Source organism: Streptomyces sp. NPDC024555 (genome assembly GCF_055559335.1).
On record NZ_JBVHKV010000011.1, the window covers coordinates 66,287 to 89,480 of the forward strand.

23 protein-coding genes are annotated in these 23,194 nt (G+C 73.3%); 16 read left to right on the forward strand and 7 right to left on the reverse strand.

The genetic code is table 11. The features are described from left to right. Nucleotides 1-131: 131 nt before the first annotated feature. The 7 genes from ACZ4FH_RS20130 (at nt 132) to ACZ4FH_RS20160 (ending at nt 7,738) form a co-directional block, all read left to right on the forward strand. Nucleotides 132-1,085 (forward strand): DUF1177 domain-containing protein, encoded by a 954-nt coding sequence (locus ACZ4FH_RS20130; protein WP_383632623.1) that lies wholly within the window; start codon nt 132-134, stop codon nt 1,083-1,085. Further along, on the forward strand, nt 1,085-2,482 hold the full coding sequence (locus tag ACZ4FH_RS20135) for a cytosine permease (RefSeq protein ID WP_467306289.1): 1,398 nt from the start codon (nt 1,085-1,087) through the stop codon (nt 2,480-2,482). Before ACZ4FH_RS20130 ends, ACZ4FH_RS20135 begins: the two co-directional genes overlap by 1 nt. Beyond that, on the forward strand, nt 2,479-3,804 hold the full coding sequence (locus tag ACZ4FH_RS20140) for a M20/M25/M40 family metallo-hydrolase (protein WP_467306291.1): 1,326 nt from the start codon (nt 2,479-2,481) through the stop codon (nt 3,802-3,804). The genes ACZ4FH_RS20135 and ACZ4FH_RS20140 overlap by 4 nt, the downstream gene beginning before the upstream one ends. A gap of 205 nt (nt 3,805-4,009) precedes the next feature. Then, a complete protein-coding gene (locus ACZ4FH_RS20145; RefSeq protein ID WP_467306557.1) occupies nt 4,010-4,597 on the forward strand; it encodes a class I SAM-dependent methyltransferase in 588 nt (195 codons plus the stop codon). A gap of 65 nt (nt 4,598-4,662) precedes the next feature. Further along, a complete protein-coding gene (locus tag ACZ4FH_RS20150; protein WP_467306292.1) occupies nt 4,663-5,607 on the forward strand; it encodes an N-acetylmuramoyl-L-alanine amidase in 945 nt (314 codons plus the stop codon). 196 nt (nt 5,608-5,803) lie between these two features. Then, complete coding sequence (locus ACZ4FH_RS20155) at nt 5,804-6,607, forward strand: hypothetical protein (RefSeq protein ID WP_467306294.1); 804 nt, start codon at nt 5,804-5,806, stop codon at nt 6,605-6,607. Between the two features lie 120 nt (nt 6,608-6,727). Beyond that, nucleotides 6,728-7,738: an LLM class F420-dependent oxidoreductase gene (locus ACZ4FH_RS20160; RefSeq protein ID WP_467306296.1), complete on the forward strand. Its 1,011-nt coding sequence runs from the start codon at nt 6,728-6,730 to the stop codon at nt 7,736-7,738. Here ACZ4FH_RS20160 and ACZ4FH_RS20165 read toward each other — a convergent pair. The 3 genes from ACZ4FH_RS20165 to ACZ4FH_RS20175 all read right to left on the reverse strand — a co-directional run bounded on the left by ACZ4FH_RS20165 (nt 7,728) and on the right by ACZ4FH_RS20175 (nt 10,219). Beyond that, nucleotides 7,728-8,756, reverse strand: a complete 1,029-nt coding sequence (locus ACZ4FH_RS20165; protein WP_467306298.1) for a PHP domain-containing protein — start codon at nt 8,754-8,756, stop codon at nt 7,728-7,730. The two genes, ACZ4FH_RS20160 and ACZ4FH_RS20165, sit on opposite strands and share 11 nt — an antisense overlap. A gap of 88 nt (nt 8,757-8,844) precedes the next feature. Beyond that, nucleotides 8,845-9,621, reverse strand: a complete 777-nt coding sequence (locus tag ACZ4FH_RS20170; protein ID WP_467306299.1) for a maleylpyruvate isomerase family mycothiol-dependent enzyme — start codon at nt 9,619-9,621, stop codon at nt 8,845-8,847. A gap of 40 nt (nt 9,622-9,661) precedes the next feature. Continuing rightward, on the reverse strand, nt 9,662-10,219 hold the full coding sequence (locus ACZ4FH_RS20175; RefSeq protein ID WP_467306300.1) for a hypothetical protein: 558 nt from the start codon (nt 10,217-10,219) through the stop codon (nt 9,662-9,664). A gap of 133 nt (nt 10,220-10,352) precedes the next feature. On the opposite strand from ACZ4FH_RS20175, the gene ACZ4FH_RS20180 reads away from it, so the two are divergent. Then, a complete protein-coding gene (locus tag ACZ4FH_RS20180; RefSeq protein WP_467306302.1) occupies nt 10,353-10,643 on the forward strand; it encodes a hypothetical protein in 291 nt (96 codons plus the stop codon). A 13-nt stretch (nt 10,644-10,656) separates the two neighbouring features. Here the strand turns inward: ACZ4FH_RS20180 and ACZ4FH_RS20185 are convergent, their stop codons facing one another. The 3 genes from ACZ4FH_RS20185 to ACZ4FH_RS20195 all read right to left on the reverse strand — a co-directional run bounded on the left by ACZ4FH_RS20185 (nt 10,657) and on the right by ACZ4FH_RS20195 (nt 13,896). Beyond that, entirely contained in the window at nt 10,657-11,733 is a 1,077-nt protein-coding gene (locus ACZ4FH_RS20185; RefSeq protein WP_467306304.1) for a prenyltransferase/squalene oxidase repeat-containing protein, read from the reverse strand. Further along, on the reverse strand, nt 11,730-12,482 hold the full coding sequence (locus tag ACZ4FH_RS20190; RefSeq protein ID WP_467306306.1) for a class I SAM-dependent methyltransferase: 753 nt from the start codon (nt 12,480-12,482) through the stop codon (nt 11,730-11,732). The genes ACZ4FH_RS20185 and ACZ4FH_RS20190 overlap by 4 nt, the downstream gene beginning before the upstream one ends. 79 nt (nt 12,483-12,561) lie before the next feature. Continuing rightward, nucleotides 12,562-13,896, reverse strand: a complete 1,335-nt coding sequence (locus tag ACZ4FH_RS20195; RefSeq protein ID WP_467306307.1) for a glycosyltransferase family 4 protein — start codon at nt 13,894-13,896, stop codon at nt 12,562-12,564. 257 nt (nt 13,897-14,153) lie between these two features. Between ACZ4FH_RS20195 and ACZ4FH_RS20200 the strand changes: the two genes are divergently transcribed. From ACZ4FH_RS20200 to ACZ4FH_RS20230, 7 genes are all read left to right on the forward strand, one after another. After that, nucleotides 14,154-14,765, forward strand: a complete 612-nt coding sequence (locus ACZ4FH_RS20200) for a TetR family transcriptional regulator (RefSeq protein WP_383632658.1) — start codon at nt 14,154-14,156, stop codon at nt 14,763-14,765. 134 nt (nt 14,766-14,899) lie between these two features. Then, entirely contained in the window at nt 14,900-16,138 is a 1,239-nt protein-coding gene (locus ACZ4FH_RS20205) for a substrate-binding domain-containing protein (RefSeq protein ID WP_467306308.1), read from the forward strand. A 12-nt stretch (nt 16,139-16,150) separates the two neighbouring features. Further along, the gene (locus ACZ4FH_RS20210) at nt 16,151-16,933 is read left to right on the forward strand and encodes an ABC transporter ATP-binding protein (protein ID WP_467306559.1); all 783 of its coding nucleotides are present in this window, start codon (nt 16,151-16,153) and stop codon (nt 16,931-16,933) included. After that, the gene (locus tag ACZ4FH_RS20215) at nt 16,930-17,670 is read left to right on the forward strand and encodes an ABC transporter ATP-binding protein (protein ID WP_467306309.1); all 741 of its coding nucleotides are present in this window, start codon (nt 16,930-16,932) and stop codon (nt 17,668-17,670) included. Before ACZ4FH_RS20210 ends, ACZ4FH_RS20215 begins: the two co-directional genes overlap by 4 nt. Continuing rightward, nucleotides 17,670-18,557, forward strand: a complete 888-nt coding sequence (locus ACZ4FH_RS20220; protein ID WP_383632670.1) for a branched-chain amino acid ABC transporter permease — start codon at nt 17,670-17,672, stop codon at nt 18,555-18,557. Before ACZ4FH_RS20215 ends, ACZ4FH_RS20220 begins: the two co-directional genes overlap by 1 nt. Next, nucleotides 18,554-19,669: a branched-chain amino acid ABC transporter permease gene (locus ACZ4FH_RS20225; RefSeq protein ID WP_467306311.1), complete on the forward strand. Its 1,116-nt coding sequence runs from the start codon at nt 18,554-18,556 to the stop codon at nt 19,667-19,669. The genes ACZ4FH_RS20220 and ACZ4FH_RS20225 overlap by 4 nt, the downstream gene beginning before the upstream one ends. After that, a complete protein-coding gene (locus tag ACZ4FH_RS20230) occupies nt 19,666-20,550 on the forward strand; it encodes an alpha/beta fold hydrolase (RefSeq protein ID WP_467306313.1) in 885 nt (294 codons plus the stop codon). Before ACZ4FH_RS20225 ends, ACZ4FH_RS20230 begins: the two co-directional genes overlap by 4 nt. Before the next feature lie 55 nt (nt 20,551-20,605). Here ACZ4FH_RS20230 and ACZ4FH_RS20235 read toward each other — a convergent pair whose 3' ends face one another. Continuing rightward, nucleotides 20,606-22,087 carry an extracellular catalytic domain type 1 short-chain-length polyhydroxyalkanoate depolymerase gene (locus ACZ4FH_RS20235; protein ID WP_467306314.1) on the reverse strand — a complete coding sequence of 494 codons (1,482 nt, stop codon included), beginning with the start codon at nt 22,085-22,087 and terminating at the stop codon, nt 20,606-20,608. Between the two features lie 257 nt (nt 22,088-22,344). Here ACZ4FH_RS20235 and ACZ4FH_RS20240 point away from each other — a divergent pair, with 257 nt between their 5' ends. Continuing rightward, on the forward strand, nt 22,345-23,163 hold the full coding sequence (locus ACZ4FH_RS20240; protein WP_467306315.1) for a 3-hydroxybutyrate dehydrogenase: 819 nt from the start codon (nt 22,345-22,347) through the stop codon (nt 23,161-23,163). Nucleotides 23,164-23,194: the final 31 nt, after the last annotated feature.

Consider the following 23,194-nt stretch of genomic DNA (forward strand, 5'->3'; position numbering starts at 1 on the left):
TGAATTGCAAATAACGGGAAACGGTTGCGTTCAACGCTATCGGATCCCGAATCTGCTCCTGGCACCCCGTCCGGCTCCCCTCTCCCTGCCGGGCGCCGGACGGGTGCGACGGATGCGCGAGAAAGGCCCCCATGTTGAAGTACGTGCTGGATGTCGTCGATCTCCTCGACGACCCCCAGGTCAATGGCAAGACGGTCGTCGAGTACCTCGACACGGTGGCGGGGGCCGAGGGCTCGTCCGCGACGGTCACCACGGTCGCCGGTGAGCGCGGTTCGACGGACTTCGTGATGGTCCGGATCCCGGGCTCCCGGGGCCGTACCGCCGGTGGCGACGCCCGGACGCTCGGCGTCGTCGGCCGGCTCGGCGGCATCGGCGCCCGGCCCGAGGTGACCGGCATGGTCTCCGACGCCGACGGCGCCGCCTCGGCGCTCGCCGCCGCGGCCAAGCTCCTCGACATGCGCCGCCGGGGCGACGTCCTGCCCGGCGATGTGATCGTCGCCACCCACATCTGCCCGGACGCCCCGACCGAACCGCACGACCCGGTGCCGTTCATGGGCTCGCCGGTGGACATCGCGACCATGAACCGGCACGAGGTGACCGGCGAGATGGAGGCGGTGCTCTCCATCGACACCACCAAGGGCAACCGCATCATCAACCACAAGGGCCTCGCCCTGTCGCCCACCGTCAAGGAGGGCTGGGTGCTCCGCGTCTCCGAGGCCCTCGGCGAGCTGCTGGCCGTGGTGACGGGTGAGCCCCTGGTCACGTATCCCGTGACCACCCAGGACATCACCCCGTACGGTAATGGGGCACACCACATCAATTCGATCCTTCAGCCCGCCACGGCGACGGCCGCCCCGGTCGTCGGTCTGGCCATCACCTCGGCCGCCGCGGTGCCGGGCTGCGGGACCGGCGCGAGCCACGAGGGCGACATCGCCTCCGCCGCCCGCTACGCCGTCGAGGTCGCCAAGGCCTTCGGCGGCGGTCACCTGGACTTCCACGACGCGGTGGAGTTCGACAACCTCGTCAACCGCTACGGGTCGCTGGCTCACCTGCAGACCTTCGGCCGTACCCCCCAGGAGTCCTGATGGCAGCCGCCCCGCAGGCCGACGCCGCGGTCCCCGCGACCAAGAGCATCGGCAGCGACGACTACGCGCTCTCGCGCGTCCCGCGCGACAAGCGCTTCGGATTCTGGTCGATGCTGCTCCAGTGGCTGGCCCAGTCCGGTTCGATCTCGCAGTTCACCCTGGGCGCCACCATCGGCGTCGGCATGACCTTCGGCGACGCCTTCCTCGCGTTCACGCTGGGCGCGGTGATCCTGGAGGTGGTGATCTTCGCGATCGGTCTGGCCGGGATGCGCGAAGGTCTGGCGACCCCGATGCTGACCCGCTGGGTCGGCTTCGGGCGCAACGGCTCGGCTCTGGTGAGCTTCGTCATCGCGGTCAGCCTGGTCGGCTGGTTCGGCGTCCAGAACAAGATCTTCGGCGACAGCGTCTCGGCGCTGGTCGGCGGACCGTCCTGGATGTGGTGCGTGCTCGCGGGCATCGCCATCACCGCCCTGGTGATCTTCGGCTTCCGGTACATGGCCAACTTCGCGAAGATCGTCACCCCGCTCTTCTTCGCCATGGTCGCCTTCTCCGTGATCCGGACCCTGAACGACCACTCCTTCAGCGACCTGGTCCACTCCCCGCCGCCGGGCGACACGATCCCGCTGGCCGTCGCCGCCACCGCCATCGCGGGCGGATACATGACGGGCGCGATCGTCTCCCCCGAGATGACCCGCTACAACCGCAAGGGCTCGCACGTCTTCCTGCAGAGCGCCTCGTCGATGATCCTCTCCGAGTACATCGTCGGCCTGACCGGAGTGCTCCTGGGCCATCTGGTCAAGAGCAACGAGGTCTCGCACATCGTGCTCTCCACCTCCGGCGCCTTCGGCGTGCTCGTCGTCCTGATGTCCACCGCGAAGATCAACGACTGGAACCTGTACGGCTCCTCGCTGGGCGTCGTCAACTTCTTCCAGGTCGTCTTCAACAAGCGCGTCCACCGCGGCGCGGTCACCATCGTCCTGGGCATCGCCGGCACCGTCCTGTCCGCCGTCGGGATCATGGGCCACTTCACCGAGTTCCTGACCATCCTCGGTGTGGCCATCCCGCCGATCGGCGGGATCATCGTGGCCGAGTACTGGGTCGTGAAGCGGATGCGCAAGCCGCTGGACGACACCCGCGAGGCCGAGACCCTTCCGGCGCACTCCCCGACCTGGGTCCCGATGTCGATCGCCATCTGGATCGCCGCGTTCTGCGTCGGCAAGTTCTACGACGGCGGCATCCCCGCCCTGAACTCGCTGGCCACCGCCTTCGTCCTGTACAGCGTGCTGGGCCTGCTGGGCTGGATCAAGCCCTACGGCACCTCCGTCCTCGCCGACGAGCAGGACGGCACCGCCCCCGCCCCGGCCGCCCGCACCACCACCCCCGTGGGAGCAGCATGAGCACCGCATCCGGCACCGCCCTGGTCCCGGCCTCCGACGAGGCCCAGGCGGAGGTCGTCGACCTCTGCGCCGAGCTGATCAGGTTCGACACCTCCAATCCGACGAGCGACGAGCGCGCGAGCGCCGAGTGGGTGGTGGGCCGCCTCGCCGAGGTGGGCATCGCCTCCGAACTGATCGAGTCGGCCCCCGGCCGGGCCAGCGTCATCGCCCGGATCGCCGGCCGCGACCCGGAACGCGGCGCCCTGCTGGTCCACGGCCACCTCGACGTGGTCCCGGCCGACGCCTCCGAGTGGCAGGTACCGCCGTTCTCCGGCGAAATCCGCGACGGCTACCTCTGGGGCCGGGGCGCGATCGACATGAAGGACACGGTGGCCGTGATGCTGGCCACCGCGCGGCATCTGGCCCGTACCGGTACGCGGCCCTCGCGCGATCTGGTCCTGGCCTTCCTCGCGGACGAGGAGGCGGGCGGGAAGTTCGGCGCCCACTGGCTCGTCGAGCACCGCCCGGAGCTGTTCGCCGGGGTCACCGAGGCGATCGGCGAGGGCGGCGGGTTCTCCTTCGCCCTGGACGACACCCGGCGCCTCTACCCGATCGAGAACGCCCAGCGCGGCATGGCCTGGATGGAGCTGACCGCCACCGGCCGGGCCGGTCACGGCTCCTCCCCCAACGACGAGAACGCGGTCACCGACCTCGCCGAGTCGCTGACCCGGATCGGCCGCGAGACCTTCCCGATCCGGCTGATCGAGCCGGTCCGCGCGCTGCTGGAGGAGGCCGCCCGGCTCTACGGAGTCGACTTCGACGAGGACGACATCGAGGGCAGCCTCGCCAAGCTCGGCCCGGTCGCCGACTTCATGCAGGTGGTGCTCCGCAACTCCGCGAACCCCACCATGTTCAGCGCCGGCTACCAGACCAACGTGATCCCCGGGAAGGCCACCGCCCGCGTCGACGGCCGCTTCCTGCCCGGCCACGAGCAGGAGCTGATCGACACCATCGACCGGCTGCTGCTGCCCTCGGTCGACCGGAAGTGGGTCAACCACGACATCGCGATGGAGACCACGTTCGACGGCCCGCTCGTCGACGCCATGTGCGCGGCGGTGCGCGCCGAGGACCCGGACGGCCACCCGGTGCCGTACTGCAACCCGGGCGGCACGGACGCCAAGGCCTTCACCCACCTCGGCATCCGCTGCTTCGGCTTCAAGGGCCTGAAGCTGCCGCACGACCTGGACTACGGCCGGCTCTTCCACGGCGTGGACGAGCGCGTCCCGCTGGAGGGACTGCGCTTCGGCGTCCGCGTCATGACCCGACTCTGGCAGAGCTGCTGAGACACCCGTCTCCGCTCCGCCGGGGGCCCGCCCCGACCCGGGCTCACCCCTCCGTACGCCCCCGCCGGTTCCTCCGGCGGGGGCGTACGGCACGATGGCGCCGTCGCACCCCCGTCCCCGCAGCCCCCACCCCACCAGGAGGAACCCCGTGGCCGCCGAGCCCCAGCCGGAGATTCTCGCCGCCTTCCAGGCCGCCAAGGGCTTCATGCCGGTGGGCGAGGGGCTGGCGCTGTACGCGGCCGCCGCCGAGGCCGCCGCGCTCGGACTGCCGCTGCTGGAGGTGGGCACCTACTGCGGGCGCTCCACCATCCTGCTCGCCGACGCCGCGCGGGCGGCCGGGGTGACGGCCCTCACCGTCGACCACCACCGGGGCAGCGAGGAGCAGCAGCCGGGCTGGGAGTACCACGACCCGACGGTGGTGGACCCCGAGGTGGGCCGGATGGACACGCTGCCGACCTTCCGCCGCACCCTGCACGCGGCCGGTCTGGAGGAGCACGTGGTGGCGCTGGTGGGCCGCTCCCCGCAGGTCGCGGCGGTCTGGGGCGGCCGGCTCGGTCTCGTCTTCATCGACGGCGGCCACACCGACGAGCACGCGAACGGCGACTACGAGGGCTGGGCCCCGCATGTCGCCGAGGGCGGGCTCCTGGTGATCCACGACGTCTTCCCCGATCCGGCGCACGGCGGCCAGGCCCCGTACCGGATCTATCTGCGCGCCCTGGAGTCCGGCGCGTTCACCGAGATCTCCGTCACGGACTCGCTGCGCGTGCTGCGGCGCACCGGGGCGGGCATCTGACCCCGGGGCCCGTGCCCCGCACCCGATCCCCGGACAGCGCGCGGGCTCCCGGATAGCATCGCCGGGTGTTCCACGACGAGAGCGTTCCCCCCATGCCCCGCCGCCGTCCGTCGCTGACCGCCGTCGCGGCGGTGGCGGTGCTGGGGGTGGGCCTGACCGGGTGCGGCGGCGACGGGGGCGGGCTCGTGGGGGCCGGAACCGGCAAGGGCGGTGACACGGCCCCGTCGTCGGCGGCCCCGTCCGCACCGGCCTCCCCGTCCCCGTCGCCGTCGCGCACCGGTCCGTCGGCGTCGCCGTCGAAGACGCCCGCCGCGTCCGCGTCGAAGGCGCCCCGGGGACCGCTGTCCGGCCGGACGGTGGTCATCGACCCGGGACACAACCCGGACAACCGGCTGCACACCGCGGAGATCAACCGCCAGGTGGACATCGGCACCACGCACAAGGAGTGCGACACCACCGGAACCGCCACCAACTCGGGTTACGCGGAGGCCTCGTTCACCCTGGACGTCTCGCGCCGGCTGCGGACGCTGCTGCGGGCGCAGGGCGCGACGGTGGTCCTGACGCACGACGGGGACCGGCCGTACGGCCCGTGCGTCGACGAGCGGGCGCGGATCGGGAACCGGGCGAAGGCCGACGCCGTCGTCTCGGTGCACGCCGACGGATCCGCCGCGGGGAACCGCGGCTTCCATGTGATTCTTCCCGCATCGGTACGCGGCGGCGGCGCGGACACCTCGAAGATCACCGGCCCCTCGCGCGATCTCGGAACCCGTATTGCGGGACTTTTCGTCCGCGCTACCGGAAGCTCTCCCTCCAATTACATCGGCGGCGGCACGGGGCTGGACACCCGCGAGGATCTGGGCGGACTGAATCTGTCGACCGTGCCCAAAGTCTTCATCGAATGCGGCAATATGCGTGATCCGAAGGACGCCGCCCTGCTCACCAGCGCGGGATGGCGCCAGAAGGCGGCCCAGGGCATCGCGGACGGCATCAGCAGCTACCTGAACGGGTAGAACGGCCTCACCCGCGAGGTGGTTCCGCGAGGAATTCGGGGGGATCCCCGTCGATGATCCGCGCAGGGACCCAACCCGTCCGGGCAGACGATAGATTCATCCGTACGATGGGGAGCCGTTCCCGAGCTTCGCGCCGTGCGCCGTACCGGTGGCAGCGACGACCGCCCCGACGAGACGACCGACTAAGGACCTACACGTGAATATCCGCTCCCTCACACGAGGCGATGGCGTAGTGATCGGAGCAGCGGTGGTGCTGTTCATCGCCTCGTTCCTCGACTACTTCGACTACGGAAACTCCAACATCGACGGCCCCAACTCCTGGGACTCCCTGGGCAACGGCATCGGTGTCTACATGGTGGGTGTGATCGGCGCCGTGCTGATCGTGCTCTCCCGTTCGCAGCCGCAGCGCAAGGTCGCCGGTCTCGACCTCGGTGCGTTCGGTGTCGCCGCCACGGTGTTCACCGCCTGGAACATGTTCTGGACGATCATCGACCTCGGTCAGATCGACGCCGGCTCGGGTCTGATCCTCGGCCTGATCGCCGCGCTGGTCCTGGCCGGTGCCGCGGTGGCCTCGCCGCTGGTCCCCGCGCTGAAGGCGCCGCTGTCCTCCGGCCCGAAGCCGCAGGCCGTGCAGCCGCCGTACGGCGGCCAGCCGCAGCCGGGCCAGGGGTACGGCTACCCGGGCGCCCAGCAGCAGCCCTACGGCGGTCAGCCGCAGGCCCCGTCCTACGGCGGCCAGCCGCAGCCGGGCCAGCCCGACCCGCAGCAGCACGCCCCGGCCCAGCAGGCCGCGCCCGCCGGGGACTTCACCCCGTTCTGGTTCGCGGTGCCGGTGGCCCGTCCGCTCTTCGGCGAGGACGGTTCGCCGTCCCCGATCGCCGAACTGGCGCCGGGCACCTGGTACCTCGCGGTCGACCAGCAGGGTCCGAACCTGATCGCCCAGACGCAGGACGGCCGACGCGGTGTGCTCCAGGACACCTCGGGCATCCAGCGCGGCTGACGCCGGGCGCGACGTCCCACCGACAGCGGCCCCCCGCCCCTTCCGGGCGGGGGGCCGCTGTCGTACGCTCCGCACACACCTTCACCTGATGCACCGTCAGACCCTATGGAAGGCGGGGGAATGCGGCTAGGACTCGCTCTCGGATACTGGGGCCGCGGCCCGAACCCGGCCCATCTGGACCTGGCCCGCGAGGCCGAGGAGCTGGGCTACGCCTCCGTATGGACGGCCGAGGCCTGGGGCTCGGACGCCTTCACCCCGCTGACCTGGATCGCCGCCCACACCTCCCGGATCCGGCTGGGCACCGCGATCGCGCAGATGGCGGCCCGCACCCCGACCGCCACCGCCATGCACGCCCTCACCCTCGACCACCTCTCCGGCGGCCGGATGATGCTCGGCCTCGGACTCTCCGGCCCGCAGGTCGTGGAGGGCTGGTACGGCCGCCCCTTCCCCCGCAGCCCCCTCACCGCGACCCGCGAGTACGTGGACGTGGTCCGCCAAGTCCTGCGCCGCGAGGCCCCGGTGACCCTGGACGGCCGCTTCCACACCCACCCGTACACCGGCCCCGACGCCACCGGCCTCGGCAAGGCCCTGAAGCCCATCACCCACCCCCTGCGCGCCGAACTCCCCCTCCTCCTGGGCGCCGAGGGCCCCAAGAACATCGCCCAGACCACCCGGATCGCCGACGGCTGGCTCCCCCTGTACTGGTCCCCGACCCGCACCGACGTCTACGAGGCCTCGCTCACCGGACTCCCCGAGGACTTCATGATCGCCCCCATGGTCCGGGCCCACGTCTGCGACGACGTCGCCGAGGGCCTGCTGCCGGTGAAGGCGATGCTCGGCTTCTACATCGGCGGCATGGGGGCCGCCGCCCGCAACTTCCACGCCGACCTGATGGCCCGCATGGGCTACGAGGACGAGGCCCGGCGCATCCAGAAACTCTTCCTGGAGGGCCGCAAGCAGGAGGCGGTCCTGGCCGTCCCGGACGCGTTCGCCGACGAGATCTCCCTCGTCGGCCCGCGCGAGCGCATCGCGGAGCGACTGACCGCCTGGCGCTCCGGCCCGGTCACCGACCTCCTGGTGACGGCCCCCGACCCGCACACCTTGCGGGTGCTGGCGGAACTCAACGCGTAGGCCCGGCTCCCCGCGCCCACTCCAGCACCCGGTCCGCCGTCCACGTCGTGACCACACGCTCCGCCGGAACGCCGCACTCCTCCGCGCGGGCGCACCCGTAGACCTGCCAGTCGAGCTGCCCGGGGGCGTGGGCGTCCGTGTCGATGGCGAAGAGGCACCCGGCGGCGACCGCCTCGCGCAGCAACCGCCGGGGCGGGTCCAGCCGTTCGGGCCTGCTGTTGATCTCCACGGCGGTGCCGGACTCCGCGCAGGCGGCGAAGACCGCCTCCGCGTCGAACCGGGATTCCGGCCGGCCCCGGCCGCTGACCAGGCGCCCGGTGCAGTGACCGAGGACGTCGGCCCGGGGGTGGCGTACGGCGGCAAGCAGCCGACGCGTCATCGGGGCGGGATCCATCCGCAGCTTGGAGTGGACCGACACCACCACGAGGTCGAGCCGTTCCAGCAACTCGTCCTCCTGATCGAGGCTGCCGTCCGGATTGATGTCGCACTCGATGCCGGTCAGCAGCCGGAACGGCGCCCAGCGGGCGTTGAGTCCGGCCACCTCGTCGAGCTGCCGCCGCAGCCGCTCGGGCGACAGGCCGCGCGCCACCTTCAGCCGCGGCGAGTGGTCGGTGAGCACCGCCCAGTCGTGGCCCAGCGCGGCGGCGGCCCGCCCCATCTCCTCGATCGTGCTGCCCCCGTCCGACCAGTCGGAATGCAGATGGCAGTCCCCGCGCAACGCCGCGCGCAGTTCTTCGCCGCCCTCGGCGAGTGGCCCGCTGTACGCCGGATCCGCCTCCAGATCCGCCAGATACCCGGGCACCTCCCCCGCCACCGCCTCCCGCACCACCTGCGCGGTACGGGGCCCGATCCCCTTCACCCGCTGCAGCGACCCGTCCGTGACCCGCCGCACCGCTTCCCCGTCCCCCATCGCGGCAACGGTCCGGGCGGCGGTCCGGAACGCCTGGACACGGTACGTATCCGCCCGCCCCCGCTCCAGCAGGAAGGCGACGCGCTCCAGGGCCTCGACGGGGTCCACGGGCACCTCCTGGGCGGGCGGGGCGGGCTGCCCGTCCAGCTTGGCGCAGGGGCGCGCGGGCCGCACACGGGCGGCCCGGCCGGACCCGTCAGCCGAACGAGGACCGCTCCAGCCAGAAGTCCAGCAGTTCCGCGTCCCCCAGCACCTCGACGCGGTCGCTGCCGGGGGCCAGGCGGCGGTTGAAGACGAGCATCAGGTCGGTGACCGTGCCGCGGAGGGCGACCGTGGCCTTGGCGTGGGCGCGGCGCCAGGTGAAGCCGTCGTCGGTGAACTCGATGAGCCATTCCGCGTCGGGGGCGTCGGTGGCGTGGAGGTGGAGGGAGCGGCCGGCGCCGCGGAGTTCGGCGGCCTCCTCGTCGCCCTCGGCCTGGGCGAAGGAGACGATCTGCAGCCATTCGTCGATGGTGTCCGCGGCCAGCTCGGGCGAGACCGTGTACGGCACCTTCGCGGCGAGGGCGGCGTCGGCGAGGTGGACGACGGTTTCCAGGGCCATGCGGCGGGCCCAGAACCCGGCGGTGCGGTCGGTGTACCAGGACCAGACCTGCGCGTCGGCGCCGGCCTCGCGCAGGGCCTCCGCGGTGCCGGCCGCACCGGCCGCGAGCCAGGCGTCGAGGACGGCGGGGTCGTCGCCGCCGGGGGTGAAGTCGGGCACCTTCTCGTCCGGGAGCTCGTCGGCGGCCCGGGTGCGGACGATCTCGCCGGCCCAGCGGTGGGCGCCGCCCACGTGGACGGCGAGGTCGCGCAGGGTCCACTCGGGGCACGTGGGCACGCGGGCGTCGAGGTCGGCGCCGTTCAGCGTCCGGCGCAGCTCGTCCGTCAGCCGCTCAATCGTGGCGCAGTAGTGCTCATGTGAAAGAAGATCCATTGTCGCACCCTAGTGCGACTGCGGCCCGGCGCACATGTGGTTATCCGCCCAGTTGCGCGGTGGAGGGCACCTTGTCCTTCACCTCGGCGCCCGCGCTCCTCCCGGCGTCCTTGACGCTGTTGATGACGCCCTCGAAGAGCCCGATGTCGTCCGCGCCCGCCTCGCCCTTGCGGAGCTTGGTGCCCAGGCCCTTCAGCGACTCGATGCCGGCCGTCAGCGGGGCGACGGCCTTCGACAGGAGCGGGTCGCCCTTGGCGTTGTCGGAGGCGGCCTTGAGGCGGTTGTAGGCGAAGGCGCCCGCGAGGCCCGCCTTGACCAGGGCGAAGGTCCGCCCGTCGGCGCCCTTCTTGAACGTGCCCGCGCGGTACGGCTTGACGATCCACTGGTACGTGGCACCCGCCGCGAGCCCCGCGTTGGCGACGAACCGGGTCTTGGCGAACTTCTGCGCCTGGGCCGAGGACGTGCCGGTGGGCGAGACCGTGCTGCTCGCGTCACCGCCGCCGCCGTCGTCGCTCCCGCACGCGGCGGCGCCCGCCACCAGCGCACAGCTCAGGGCCAGCGCCACGAGGGGGCGGCGGGACGGCGTGGAACGGGGCACGGCTGGCCTCCCTGGCCGGGGCGTCCGGGTGCCGGTCGCGGCACTCCCCGTCAGGCTGGCCGCGCCGCGGCGGGCCCGCCACCCGGGGGCGCCGTCCGGGTTTCGTCCGGCCGGACCGGGCAACCCGGAACACATGACCTACAGACGAGGCAACGGAAGCGGCACCGCGGCACGCGTCATCGTCGCGGTCGCCGACGTCATGGCCTTCATCATCGGCCTGTGGATCCTGATGTACCTGCTCGACGCCAACCGGGGCAACGAACTGGTGGAGTTCGTGCGGCACAGCGCCCGGTGGCTGGCGGGCTGGTCGTACGACCTGTTCACCTTCGACGCGGCCTGGGCCCGGGTGGTCTGCGGATACGGCCTCGCCGCCGTCGTGTACCTGTTCATCGGTCACGCGGTGGCCGGACGTATCCGGCGCTGAGGGCGGCCGGCCCTCAGCCGCCGCAGCAGTCCGCCTCCAGGCCCCTCGGCAGCCGTTCGCCGCCGAAGACCGCCGTGGTCGCCTCGTCCCCGCCGAGCGCGGCCACGGCCAGCAGCAAGGCGCCCGCCGTCCAGGAGGTCTGCTCCTCGGGCCAGAACGCGCGGTTGCCCTCGAAGACGTAGCCCGTCCAGTAGAGGCCGCCCTCGTGGCGCAGGTGCTGGATGGACTGGAGGATGTCCAGGGCCCGGTCGGACTCGCCGACCGCCCAGAGGGCCAGGGCCAGTTCGCAGCTCTCGCCGCCGGTGACCCAGGGGTTGGGGAGCACACAGCGCACCCCGAGGCCGGGGACGACGAAGCGGTCCCAGCCCTCCTCGATGCGGCGGGCGGCCTGGGGGCCGGTGACGGCGCCGCCGAGGACCGGGTAGTACCAGTCCATCGAGTAGCGGCTCTTGTCGAGGAAGCGTTCGGGGTGGCTGCGGATGGCGTGGCCGAGCTGCCCGGTGGCCAGCTCCCAGTCGGGCTGGGGCTCCTCGCGGCGTTCGGCGAGGGCCAGCGCGCAGCGCAGGGCCTGGTAGACCGAGGAGGAGCCGGTGAGCAGGGCGTCGGTCACCGGGGTGCCGTCGTCCTCGCGCTTCCAGCCGATCTGGCCGCCGGGCTGCTGGAGCCGCAGGACGAATTCGACGGCGGCGTAGACCGTCGGCCACATGCGGTCGACGAAGGCGTCGTCGCCGGTGGCGAGGTAGTGGTGCCAGACGCCGACGGCCACGTACGCGCAGAAGTTGGTCTCCCGGCCGCGGTCGGTGGGGCGTCCGGGATCGCCGTCGTGGTAGGCGGCGTACCAGGAGCCGTCCTCGTTCTGGTGGCGGGCGAGCCAGGCGTAGGCGCGTTCGGCGGCGGCGTGCTCGCCGGCCGCGTCCAGGGCCATGGCGGCCTCGGTGTGGTCCCACGGGTCGAGGTGGTGGCCGCGGAACCACGGCAGGGCGCCGTCCTCGCGCTGCACGGCCAGCAGGGCGGCGACGGTCTCGGCGGCCTGCGCGGCGGTGAGGACCCCGGGCAGGACGAGGTGTTCGGTCCGCTCGGGAAGACTCACGCCTCGGCCTCGGCGGCCGCCGCGGGCAGGTGCGGCTTGGTCGCGTAGGCCACGAAGCTCTTGCCGACGACCGGGTTGAGCAACTGCTCGGTGATCCGGGTCAGGGCGGGCTTCTTCATGATGTCCCAGACCAGGAGCTTGTGGTACGCCTTCACCGGCAGCGCTGCGTCCTCGCCGTCGCGGCCGACTCCAAAGGCGCACTTCAACCACCAGTACGGGGCGTGCAGGGCGTGGGCGTGGTGGGTGCCGTACGGCTTGAGTCCGGCCTCGCGCATCCTGCCGAGCAGTTCGTCGGCCTTGTAGATGCGGATGTGGCCGCCCTCGACCTCGTGGTACGCGTCGGAGAGCGCCCAGCAGACCTTCTCGGGGCCGTAGCGCGGCACGGTGACCGCGATCCGGCCGCCGGGCCGCAGCACCCGGACCATCTCGGCGAGGACGCCCTTGTCGTCGGGGATGTGCTCCATGACCTCGGAGATGATCACGACGTCGAAGGAGGCGTCGGGGAAGGGCAGGTTGAGCGCGTCGCCCTCCATCGCGGTGGCGGTGGCGCCCTCGGGGGCCTCACCGGCCTCCTTCATCGCGGCGAACCACTTCGCGACCTCGCGGATCTCCTCGCCGTTCCGGTCGAGCGCCACCACCTGGGCGCCGCGCCGGTAGCACTCGAAGGCGTGGCGTCCGCCGCCGCAGCCCAGGTCGAGCACTCGGTCGCCTGCGGCGAGCGGGAAGCGGGTGAAGTCCACGGTCAGCACGAATGCCTGCTTTCGCGGTCGAGGGGGTTCGGTTCGGAGTGCGGTACGGGTCAGGATGCCCGGACGGGCCCTGGCGGGGTCACCGCCGGCCGCCGGGGCCGGTGGCGGCGCGGGCGGCGATCGCCTCGCGGTAGAGCGCGGCGGTGCCGATCGCCGCCTGCTTCCAGGTGAACCGGGCGAGGACCCGTTCACGGCCGGCCGCGCCGAGCCTGGTGCGCAGCTCCGGGTCGGCGAGCAGCCGGCCGAGCGCGTCGGCGAGGGCGCCGGGGTCGGCGGGCGGCACGGCCAGACAGGTCTCGCCGTCGGGCCCCGCCACCTCGGGGATCGCGCCGCCGGTGGTGGCGACGAGCGGGGTGCCGGTGGCCATGGCCTCGGCGGCGGGCAGCGAGAAGCCCTCGTACAGGGAGGGGACGCAGGCGATCTGTGCGCCGCGGACCAGGTCGACGAGTTCGGTGTCGCTGATGCCCTTGACGAACTCGACGGCGTCGCCGAGCCCGTGGCGTTCGATGGCGCGGGCGACGGGCCCGTCCTCGGCGCGGCGGCCGACGACCACGAGGTGGGCGGCCGGATGGCTCGTCCGCAGTTTGGCGAGGGCTTCGACGAGGTGGACCAGGCCCTTGAGCGGCACGTCGGCGCTGGAGGTGGTGACGATGCGGCCGGGGACCTCGGGGACGGCGGGGTCGGGCGACCAGAGGTCGGTGTCGGCGCCGATGTGGACGACCCGGACGCGGCGGGCGTCGACCCCGAGGTGGTCGACGATCTCCTGCTTGGAGGAGCCGGACACGGTGAGCACGGACGGCAGCCGGCGGGCGACGCGCTTCTGCATGCGGGTGAAGGCGTACCAGCGGCGTACGGAGGCGCGGCGGCGGCGGTTCGGGGCGGCGTCCAGGTCGAGCTGCCGGTCCACGGTGATGGGGTGGTGGATCGTGGTGACGAGGGGGGCGCCGAGGTCGGCGAGGAGCCCGTAGCCCAGCGTCTGGTTGTCGTGGACGACGTCGAACTCGCCGCGCCGGGCGGCGAGATGGCGGCGGGCGCGGAGCGAGAAGGTGAGCGGTTCGGGGAAGCCGCCGGTCCACATGGTGGCGACCTCGGTGGCGTCGATCCAGTCCCGGTACTCCTCGCGCTTGGGGGTGCGGAAGGGGTCGGGCTGGCGGTAGAGGTCCAGGCTCGGCAGTTCGGTGAGCGGGACGCCCTCGTCGAGGACCGGGTAGGGCTGGGCGCCGATCACCTCGACGCTGTGGCCGAGCCGGGCCAGTTCGCGGGAGAGGTGGCGGACGTAGACGCCCTGGCCGCCGCAGAAGGGGTTGCCCTTGTAGGTGAGGAGGGCGATGCGCAGGGGCCGGTCACCGCCGGCGTCGGCGGCGTGCGCGGCGGCGCCCGCGCGGGGGCCCGACTCTATGGCCTCTGCGGTCACACTCGGCCCCCTTCTCGCTGGCGTGTTCGCCGGAGCGTAACCGCTCGCGCTAATCTAGAACAAGTTACAGTCCGACGGCGAACGAAGGGCGGCACCGGAGCGGATCGTTTAACGGGCTACGAATCTACCGGCAAGTAGCAACGGTGCAACGGCCGGATCAGGTGATTCGCGCCACGGCACACACCCTGGCATGCTGTGCGCCGCCGCACCGGCCGCCGGGCCCCGCGGCCGCGGGGAGAAGCACGGGGATGGAAGACATGACAGCGGAAGCCAGACCGGCATCGCCGCCCCTGACGGAACGCCAGGAGGCCCGCCGCCGCCGCATCCTGCACGCCAGCGCCCAGCTCGCCAGCCGGGGCGGCTTCGAGGCCGTCCAGATGCGTGAGGTCGCCGAGGCCGCCGGGGTCGCCCTGGGCACCCTCTACCGCTACTTCCCGTCCAAGGTCCACCTCCTGGTCGCCACCATGCAGGACCAGCTCCAGCACATGCACGGCACGCTGCGCAAACGGCCCCCGACCGGCGACAACGCGGCGGACCGGGTCGCCGACACCCTCATGCGGGCCTTCCGCGCGATGCAGCGCGAACCGCATCTGGCGGACGCCATGGTGCGCGCCCTGACCTTCGCGGACCGCAGCGTCAGCCCCGAGGTGGACACCGTCTCGCGGCTGACCACGGCGATCATCCTGGACGCCATGGGGCTGGACCGGCCGACGCCCGAGCAGCTCTCGGCCGTCCGGGTGATCGAGCACACCTGGCACTCGGCGCTGATCACCTGGCTCTCCGGCCGGGCCTCCATCGCCCAGGTGAAGATCGACATCGAGACGGTCTGCCGGCTGATCGATCTGACCGCCCCCGATCCGGCCGGCTGATCCCCCGGGCGCCGCCCATGTGCGGCGCCCACACGTGGCGGGGGCCAGGTGGGGTGGCCTGCACCATATCGACGACGGCGCGGTGTTCATACGGTTCGGCGACATCACAGGAACACGCCGAGGAGCCGGTCACCATGCCCCGCACAGCCAGCAGATCCCGCAGACCCCGCACGGACCTCCGTACCGTCGCCGTCCTGGCCGCAGCCGGACTGCTGCTGACCGGCTGCACCGCCGCCGGCAAGGCGGGCGACTCCGGTACGGGGAAGTCCGCCGACGACGCCGCCGTCAAGGTCGGTCTGGTCTACTCCCGCACCGGGCTCCTCGCGGACTACGGCAAGCAGTACCGCGACGGCTTCATGGCGGGCCTGGACTACGCGACCAAGGGCACCGGCAAGGCCGCCGGCCACCGCATCGAGGTCACCGAGCAGGACGACGCGGGCGACCCGGGCAAGGCCGTCGCCGCCGCCAAGAACCTGATCGGCAAGGGCTACAAGGTGCTGGCCGGCACCACCGACTCCGGCGTCGCGCTCCAGATGGCCCCGCTCGCCGCGCAGAACAAGGTCCTCTACGTCAGCGGCCCGGCGGCCACCGACGCGGTGACCGGCATCAACGACTACACCTTCCGCTCGGGCCGCCAGTCCTACCAGGACATCCTGACGGCCGGGACGATGCTGGGCGACGCCACGGGCAAGAAGGTCACCGTGCTCGCCCAGGACTCCACCTTCGGCCAGGCCAACGTGGCCGCCGTCAAGGCGGTGCTCGGCGCCAAGGGCGCGAAGGTCGGCTCGGTCCTCGCCCCGCCCAGCGCCACGGACCTCACCCCCTTCGCCCGCCAGGTCAAGGCGGGCGGCCCCGACCTCGTCTTCGTCGCCTGGGCCGGCTCCACCGCCCCCGCGCTGTGGACCGCGCTGGACCAGCAGGGCGTGCTGGGCGGCGGCAAGGTCGTCACCGGTCTCGCGGGCACCGCCTCCTACCCGGTGTTCGGGGCGGCGGGCTCCAAGGTGTCGTTCCTGGCGCACTACTTCCCGGGCGCCGGCGGCGGCAACCCGGTGGAGAAGGCCATGCTCGACGCGGTGACGAAGGCGGGCGGCACCCCCGACCTGTTCACCCCGGACGGCTTCACCGCCGCGCAGATGATCGTGCACGCCGTCGAGGCGGGCGCCACCGACCCGGCCGCGATGGTGAAGGCCCTGGAGGGCTGGAGCTTCGACGGGGCCAAGGGGAAGACTCAGGTGCGGGCCGAGGACCACGCCCTGCTCCAGCCGATGTTCACGGCCCGGCTGACCGGCAAGGGCACCGCCCTCGAGCCGGAGCTGGTGAAGACCGAGCCGATGGAGACCGTCACCCCGCCCGTGAAGCCCTCGGCGGGCTGACCGGTGACCGCACTGCACGCACCGGACCACCGGGACGGTCCGGCGACGGCCGCCGTCCCGGTGCTCCGGCTGAACGGGATCGGCTGGAGCGTCGGCGGCGCCACCATCGTCCAGGACGTCTCCTTCGAGGTCCGCGAGGGCGAGTTCCTCGCCTTCATCGGCCCCAACGGGGCGGGCAAGACCTCGCTGTTCAACCTGATCAGCGGGGTCACCCTGCCCACCGCCGGGACCCTCGCCCTGGACGGCGCGGACCTGACGGACCGGCCCGCGCACGAACGCGCCCGCCGCGGCCTCGGCCGCACCTTCCAGACCTCCAGCCTCTGGCCCGCGATGTCGGTCGCCGACCACGTCCGGCTGGCCGCGCAGGCCGCCCGGGGCGGCTCGTACCGCGTCTGGCGGCGGGCCGCACGCTTCACCGCCGAGGTCGACGGCGTCCTGGAACGCACCGGGCTGGCCCACCGGGCCGCCGCGACCGCCGCCGAACTCTCGCACGGCGAGAAGCGGAAGCTGGAGCTGGCCGTGCTGCTGGTGGGCGAACCCCGGCTGATGCTGCTCGACGAGCCGATGGCCGGGGTGAGCGCCGAGGAGGTCCCCGCGCTCACCGAACTGATCCGCACCCTGCACCGCGACGAGGGACGCACGGTCCTGATGGTCGAACACCACATGGACGTCCTGCTCGGTCTCGCCGACCGGCTCGCCGTGATGCACCACGGGCGGCTGCTCGCCCTGGACACCCCGGAGGCGGTCACCGCCGACGCGACCGTGCAGCAGGCCTACCTCGGGGAGGGGCTGTGACGGAGCACCCCCTGCTGGACGTGCGGGACCTGCGGGTCCTCATCGGCGGCCGGCACATCCTGCACGGCGTCGACCTGGACGTCCGCGCCCATGGCGTCACCGCGCTGCTCGGCCGCAACGGCGCCGGGAAGACCACCACCGTCCGGGGCGTCCTCGGCCTCGTCCCGCGCACCGGCAGCGTCCGGTTCGACGGCGAGGAGACCGCGGGACTGCCCACCCACGCGCTGGTCCGGCGCGGTATCGGCTACGCCCCCGAGGACCGGGGGATCTTCGCCGGGCTGACCGTGGCGGAGAACCTGCGGCTGGCCGAACGGCGCGGGGCGGGCGAGCCCGACTATCCGCTGGTCCATGAGCTGTTCCCGGAACTCAAGGCACGGGCACGGCAGTTGGCGGGCACGCTGTCGGGCGGCCAGCAGCAGATGGTCGCCATCGGCCGGACCCTGCTCAACGCCAACCGGCTGATCATCGCGGACGAGCCCACCAAGGGCCTCGCCCCGAAGGTGGTCACCGAGGTCGCACAGGTGCTGGAACGGGCCGCCGAGGCGGTCCCGGTGCTGCTCGTGGAGCAGAACCTCGCCGTCGTCCGCCGGCTGGCCCGGCACTGCGTGGTGCTGGCCGACGGCCGGACCGCCCACCGGGGCCCCGCCGACGCACTGCTCGGCGACGCGGAGGCGGCCCGCCGGCTGCTCGGCGTGGGCCACGGCCCGCTGACACCCACCGCGGAGGCGGATTCCTGATGTCCACGTTCGTGCTGCTCACCATGACCGGACTCGGTCTGGGAGCCCTCTACTTCCTCATCGCGTCCGGACTCTCGCTGATCTTCGGCCTGATGGACGTCCTCAACTTCGCGCACGGGGCGCTCCTCTCCATCGGCGCGTACGGCACCTGGTGGGCCGCGTCCGGGAATCTGCCCGGCGCGGGCCCCGGCGGCGCCGGCTTCGTGCTCGCGGTGCTGTTCGGCACGGCGGTGGGCACCGCCGCCGCCGTACTCCTCGAACTCGCCGTGGTCCGCCCGCTCTACACCCGCCCCCGCGAACAGGTGCTCGCCACCGTCGGGGTGGGGCTCGCCGTCCCCGCGCTGCTGTCGGGCATCTGGGGCTCGGACGCCCGGACCTTCCCCGGCCCGAAGGCGCTGTCCGGCACCTTCGGACTGCTGGGCGCGCAGGTCCCCGTCAACCGGCTGGTGCTGGTGGCGGCGGCCGTCGTGGTCCTGGTGGCGCTGCGGCTCTTCCTCGGCCGGACCCGGCACGGGCTGGTCGTCCGGGCCGGGGTCGAGGACCGGGCCATGGTCACCGCGCTCGGCATCGACGTCCGCAGGGCGTTCACCCTGGTCTTCGCGATCGGGGGGTGCGCGGCGGCCCTCGGCGGGGCGCTGGGCGGGCTGTACTTCGGCTCGGTCGACCCCCGCCAGGGCACCTCGCTGCTGATCTTCGCCTTCGTCGTCGTGGTCACCGGCGGCATGGGGTCGGTGACCGGGGCCGCCGCGGCGTCCGTCGTCATCGGCCTGGTCCAGCAGTTCGCCAACTACTACACCGCGGCGGGGCTCGGCGATCTCGCGGTCGTCGTCCTGCTCGCCGCGCTGCTGCTGATCCGCCCGCGCGGACTGACGGGGAGGCTCGCGTGAGCACCGCCACCGAGACACACGACCGCACCGCAGCCGGACCCGCGGCGGGTCCTTCGGCCGGCCGCGGGACGCCCCGGATGCTGCGCTGGTGGCCGGCCGCCGTGCTGCTGGTGCTGGCCGTCGCCCCGTTCAGCGCCGTTCCGGTGCCGGGGCTGCTGGACGGCCCGCTCGGCAGCGCGGGCAGCCTCCAACTGCTGGCCACCTGCCTGCTGTTCGGGGCGCTGGCCACCGGGTACGACCTGCTGCTCGGGCGCACCGGGCTGCTCTCGTTCGGCCATGCCCTGTACTTCGCGGCGGGCAGCTACGCCACCAATCTGTTCCTGCTGGACGCGGGGCTGCCGTTCGGGCTCGCCGCGGTGCTCGGTCTCCTCTTCGGGACCGCGCTGGCGGTGGCGCTGGGTTCGGTGAGCCTGCGCGTCACGGGGATCGGCTTCTCCATGGTGACGCTGGCCTTCGCCCAGGCGGGCTCGATCCTGGTGTCCCGCAACCCCGGCGGCGTCACCGGCGGCGAGGAGGGCCGGGCGGCCCCCGCCGATCTGCTGCCCTCCTGGCTCGTGGGCATCGACCACACGGCGAACCTCTACTGGGTCGCCCTCGCCTATCTCGTCCTCACCCTGGGCGTCGTCCACTGGGCGGTCCGCTCCCCCACCGGCCGGGTCTGGGAGGGCATCAAGGAGAACGAGCGCCGGGTGGAGGTGCTGGGGCTGAGGCCGTACGGCTTCAAGCTCGTGGCGTTCGTCCTGGCGGGCTCGCTCGCCGCGCTCGGCGGCATCGTGCATCTGCTGCTGACCGGCGGTTCGACCCCGCAGACGACCACCTCCGACTTCACCCTGTCGCTGCTGGTGATGGTGGTGCTCGGCGGCTCCGGGACCCGCTGGGGGCCGATGGTCGGCGGCATCCTCTACACCTGGGCGGACCACCGGCTCGGCGATCTGGCCGGCTCCGGCGCGGTCGCGGACCTGCCGGCGGTGCTCCGGGTGCCGCTCTCGCAGCCGTTGTTCCTGCTGGGCGTCGTGTTCGTGGCCGTGGTACATCTGCTGCCCGGCGGTCTGGCCCGGCTGCCGTCCAGGCTGCGGGCCGCCCTGCACCGGAAGGAGACCGGAGACCAGTGATTCCGTACGAGGAGACCGAAGTCGCCGTGCGCGGGGGCTCCCTGACCGCGCTGCGGTGGCCCGCCGACCGCCCGGACGCCCCGACGGTGGTGGCGCTGCACGGCATCACGGCCAACGCGCTCTCCTGGGCCGCCGTGGCCCGCGCGCTGGCCGGCCGGGTCACCCTGGTCGCCCCGGACCTGCGCGGCCGGGCGGGCAGCGCCCATCTGCCCGGTCCGTACGGCATCGCCGCGCACGCGGACGACGCCGCCGCCCTGGCCGCCTCGCTGTCCCCGGGGCGGGTGGTGCTGGCCGGCCACTCGATGGGGGCGTTCACGGCGGCGCTCGCGGCGGTGCGCCATCCGGACCGCTTCGGCCCGCTGCTGCTGGTCGACGGCGGGGTGGGGTTCCCCGCGCCGACGCATCTGACCCCGGACGAACTGCTGACCGCGGTGATCGGTCCGGCGATGGACCGGCTGTCGATGACCTTTCCGGACCGGGGCGCCTACCGGGCGTTCTGGCAGGCGCACCCGGCGTTCGCGGCCGGCTGGTCGCCGGAGGTGGACGCCTACGTCCAGCGCGATCTGACCGGCGAGGAGCCCGCGCTGCGCTCGTCGTGCCGGCTGGAGGCCATCCGCACGGACGGTGTCGGCCTGTTCGACGCGGAGGTCCTCTCGGCGGTCCGGAAGCTGCCCGTCGAGGCGACGCTGCTGTGGGCGGCGCGCGGGCTGATGGACGAGGAGCAGGGCCTGTACGACGAAGGGCGGCTGGCCGCCGCGGAGCTGGGCGGCACCCGGCTGGAGCCCGTCGCGGTCCCGGACGTCAACCACTACACGGTCCTCACGGGCGAGCGGGGCGCCCGGGAGGTCGCGGACCGTCTGGTGGCGTACGCGGGCGTCTGAGCGGTACGCGGACCGGCCCGGCGGACGATTCCGCCGGGCCGGTCCCGTGTGCGCGTCAGGCGGTGCAGCCGGTGTCGGCGAGCACGAAGTACCCGGCGGGCGACTCCCGGAGGGTGTGGGTGACGAAGACGTTGTAGAGGCCCATGTTCTGGCCGGAGCCGTTGGCGTAGACGTATCCGCCGCTGGTGCGGGCCCGGCCCGCGGCGACGTGGGCGTAGTTGGTCGCGGTGTGGCAGGTGGCGGGGGCGGCCCCGCCGGTCGTCGTGGCGGTGGTCTGCGCGGACGCGGTCCCGGCCGCGCCGTCGGCGTCGACCGCGGTGACGGTGTAGCGGTAGGCGGTGCCGGCGGTGAGACCGGTGTCCGTGTAGGTGGTGGCGGTGGGCGAGGCGACCTTCGCGCCGTCGCGGTGGACGGCGTACGAGACGGCGCCCTCGACGGCGTTCCAGGACAGGGACACGGTGGTGTCGGTGGTGCCGGTGACGGTCGGCGCGCCGGGCGCCGGGAGCGGGTCGCCGTCGCCGTCCCCGGGGCCGGTGGCGCCGTCCAGGCCCCAGAAGAGGCCGGTGTGGTACGACGAGCAGATCGTGTCGAGGAAGTACGCGGCGGTCGAGCCGCACTGCTGGTCACCGGTGCCCGGGTCGACGGGCAGTCCGTGGCCCATCCCGGCGACGGAGTACAGCTGCACGGCCGGCTGCCCGGAGGCGTCGTCGTACTGGGTGCGGGTGGTGCCGCCCGGCAGGGTGTCGGTGGACGAGGGGGTCTGGCCGATGCCCCAGACGTCGGTCCACTGGTCGCGCAGGGCGGTGGCGTTGGCGGGGTAGACCGTGTAGTCGGCACTGCCCTGCCAGATCGCCACCCGGGGCCAGGGGCCGTGGTAGCCCGGGTAGCCGGCCCTGACCTTGTCGCCCCACTGCGCGGGCGTCAGCTTCTGCGGGCCCGTCTGGCAGCCGGACGCGGCGGCCTGGCTGGTGGCGCACTGGGCGGGCAGCCCGGAGGCGACGGAGCCGCCGGCGAACACGTCCGGGTAGGCGGCCAGCAGATCGGCGGTCATGCCGCCGCCGGCCGAGAGCCCGGTGACGTAGACCCGGCCGGCGTCGGAGCCGTAGGTCTTCTCGGCGTGCTCGACCATCTGCACGACGGACGCGGCCTCGCCCCTGCCCCGGGTGGACTCGGCCGGGTCGAACCAGCCGAAGCAGGAGAGCGCGTTGTTGGCGGAGGTGGTCTGCGGGAAGACGACGGCGAAGCCCCAGGCGTCGGCCAGCTCCCGCCAGCCGGAGTTGCTGTAGTACGCGTCGGCGGACTGGACGCAGCCGTGCAGGGCCACGACGAGCGGTGCGCCCGCCGGGAGGCCGGCGGGCGTGTAGGCGTACATCTGGAGGTTGCCGGGGTTGGTGCCGAAGCCGGTGACCTGCTGGAGGCCGCCGGCCGCGGCGGCGGGCGGGGCGGCGGCCGTGGTGCTCAGCGTCGCCGCGAGCAGGCCGAGGGCGGCCGCCGATGCGAAGCGGCGGGCGAGACGTCCGAGGATCGGTGGGCGCACGAGTGCCTCCCTGGTCGGTGCGTGCGGGGGGAACGGACTGCTGCCGGAACCTATGAGGGGCACGGCCCCGCGCCCATGTGCCGGGCGGACACCGGGCGGTGGCGGGTGTGTGCGGCGGGTCCCTTGCGCGGCGCGGGGGCGGTGCGGGGGCGGTGCGCGCTCCGGGCGCACCATGTACGCCGGCACCATGGCGGGCCGGGAGGGTGTGTGCACCGGCGCCGTGTGACGGGGGCCGCCGCGTACCTACGGTGACGGCCATGGAGACTTCCCGCAGACCCGGTCACACCCCCGCCGCCCCCGCCCCGGACGGCGCCCCCGGCCCGCCCGCGGCCCGTGTGCTCGACGGGCGCACCGCGCTGGTGACGGGGGCGGCGAGCGGCATCGGGCGGGCCTGTGCGCTGGCCCTGGCCGAGGCGGGTGCCCGGGTGCACGTGGTGGACCGGGCGGCCGGGGCGGCGGAGCGGCTGGCGGAGGAGATCGGGGGCACCGCCTGGGTGGTGGACCTGGCCGATCCCTCGGTGGTCGAGACGCTGCCGGCCGACGCGGACGTGGTGGTGAACAACGCGGGGCTCCAGCACGTGGCCCCGGTGCACACCTTTCCGCCGGACCGCTTCGCGCTGATCCAGCGGGTGATGGTGGAGACCCCGTTCCGCATCTTGCGCCGGACCCTGCCGGGCATGTACGAACGCGGCTGGGGGCGCGTGGTCAACATCTCGTCGGTGCACGGGCTGCGCGCGAGCCCGTACAAATCGGCCTATGTGACGGCCAAGCACGCGTTGGAGGGACTGAGCAAGGTGGTCGCGCTGGAGGCGGCGGAGCACGGGGTGACGAGCAACTGCGTCTGCCCCGGCTATGTCCGCACCCCGCTGGTCGAGAACCAGATCGCCGACCAGGCGCGGACCCACGGCATCTCCGAGGAGGAGGTGGTGGGGCGGGTGATGCTGGAGCGCAGCGCGGTGAAGAAGCTGATCGAGCCGGCGGACGTCGCCGAGGCCGTCCTGTGGCTGTGCGGTCCGCGCACCGGGCACATCACGGGCACCTCCCTCTCGATGGACGGCGGCTGGACCGCCCACTGACCGGCACGACATCCCCGAGGAACCCCGGACA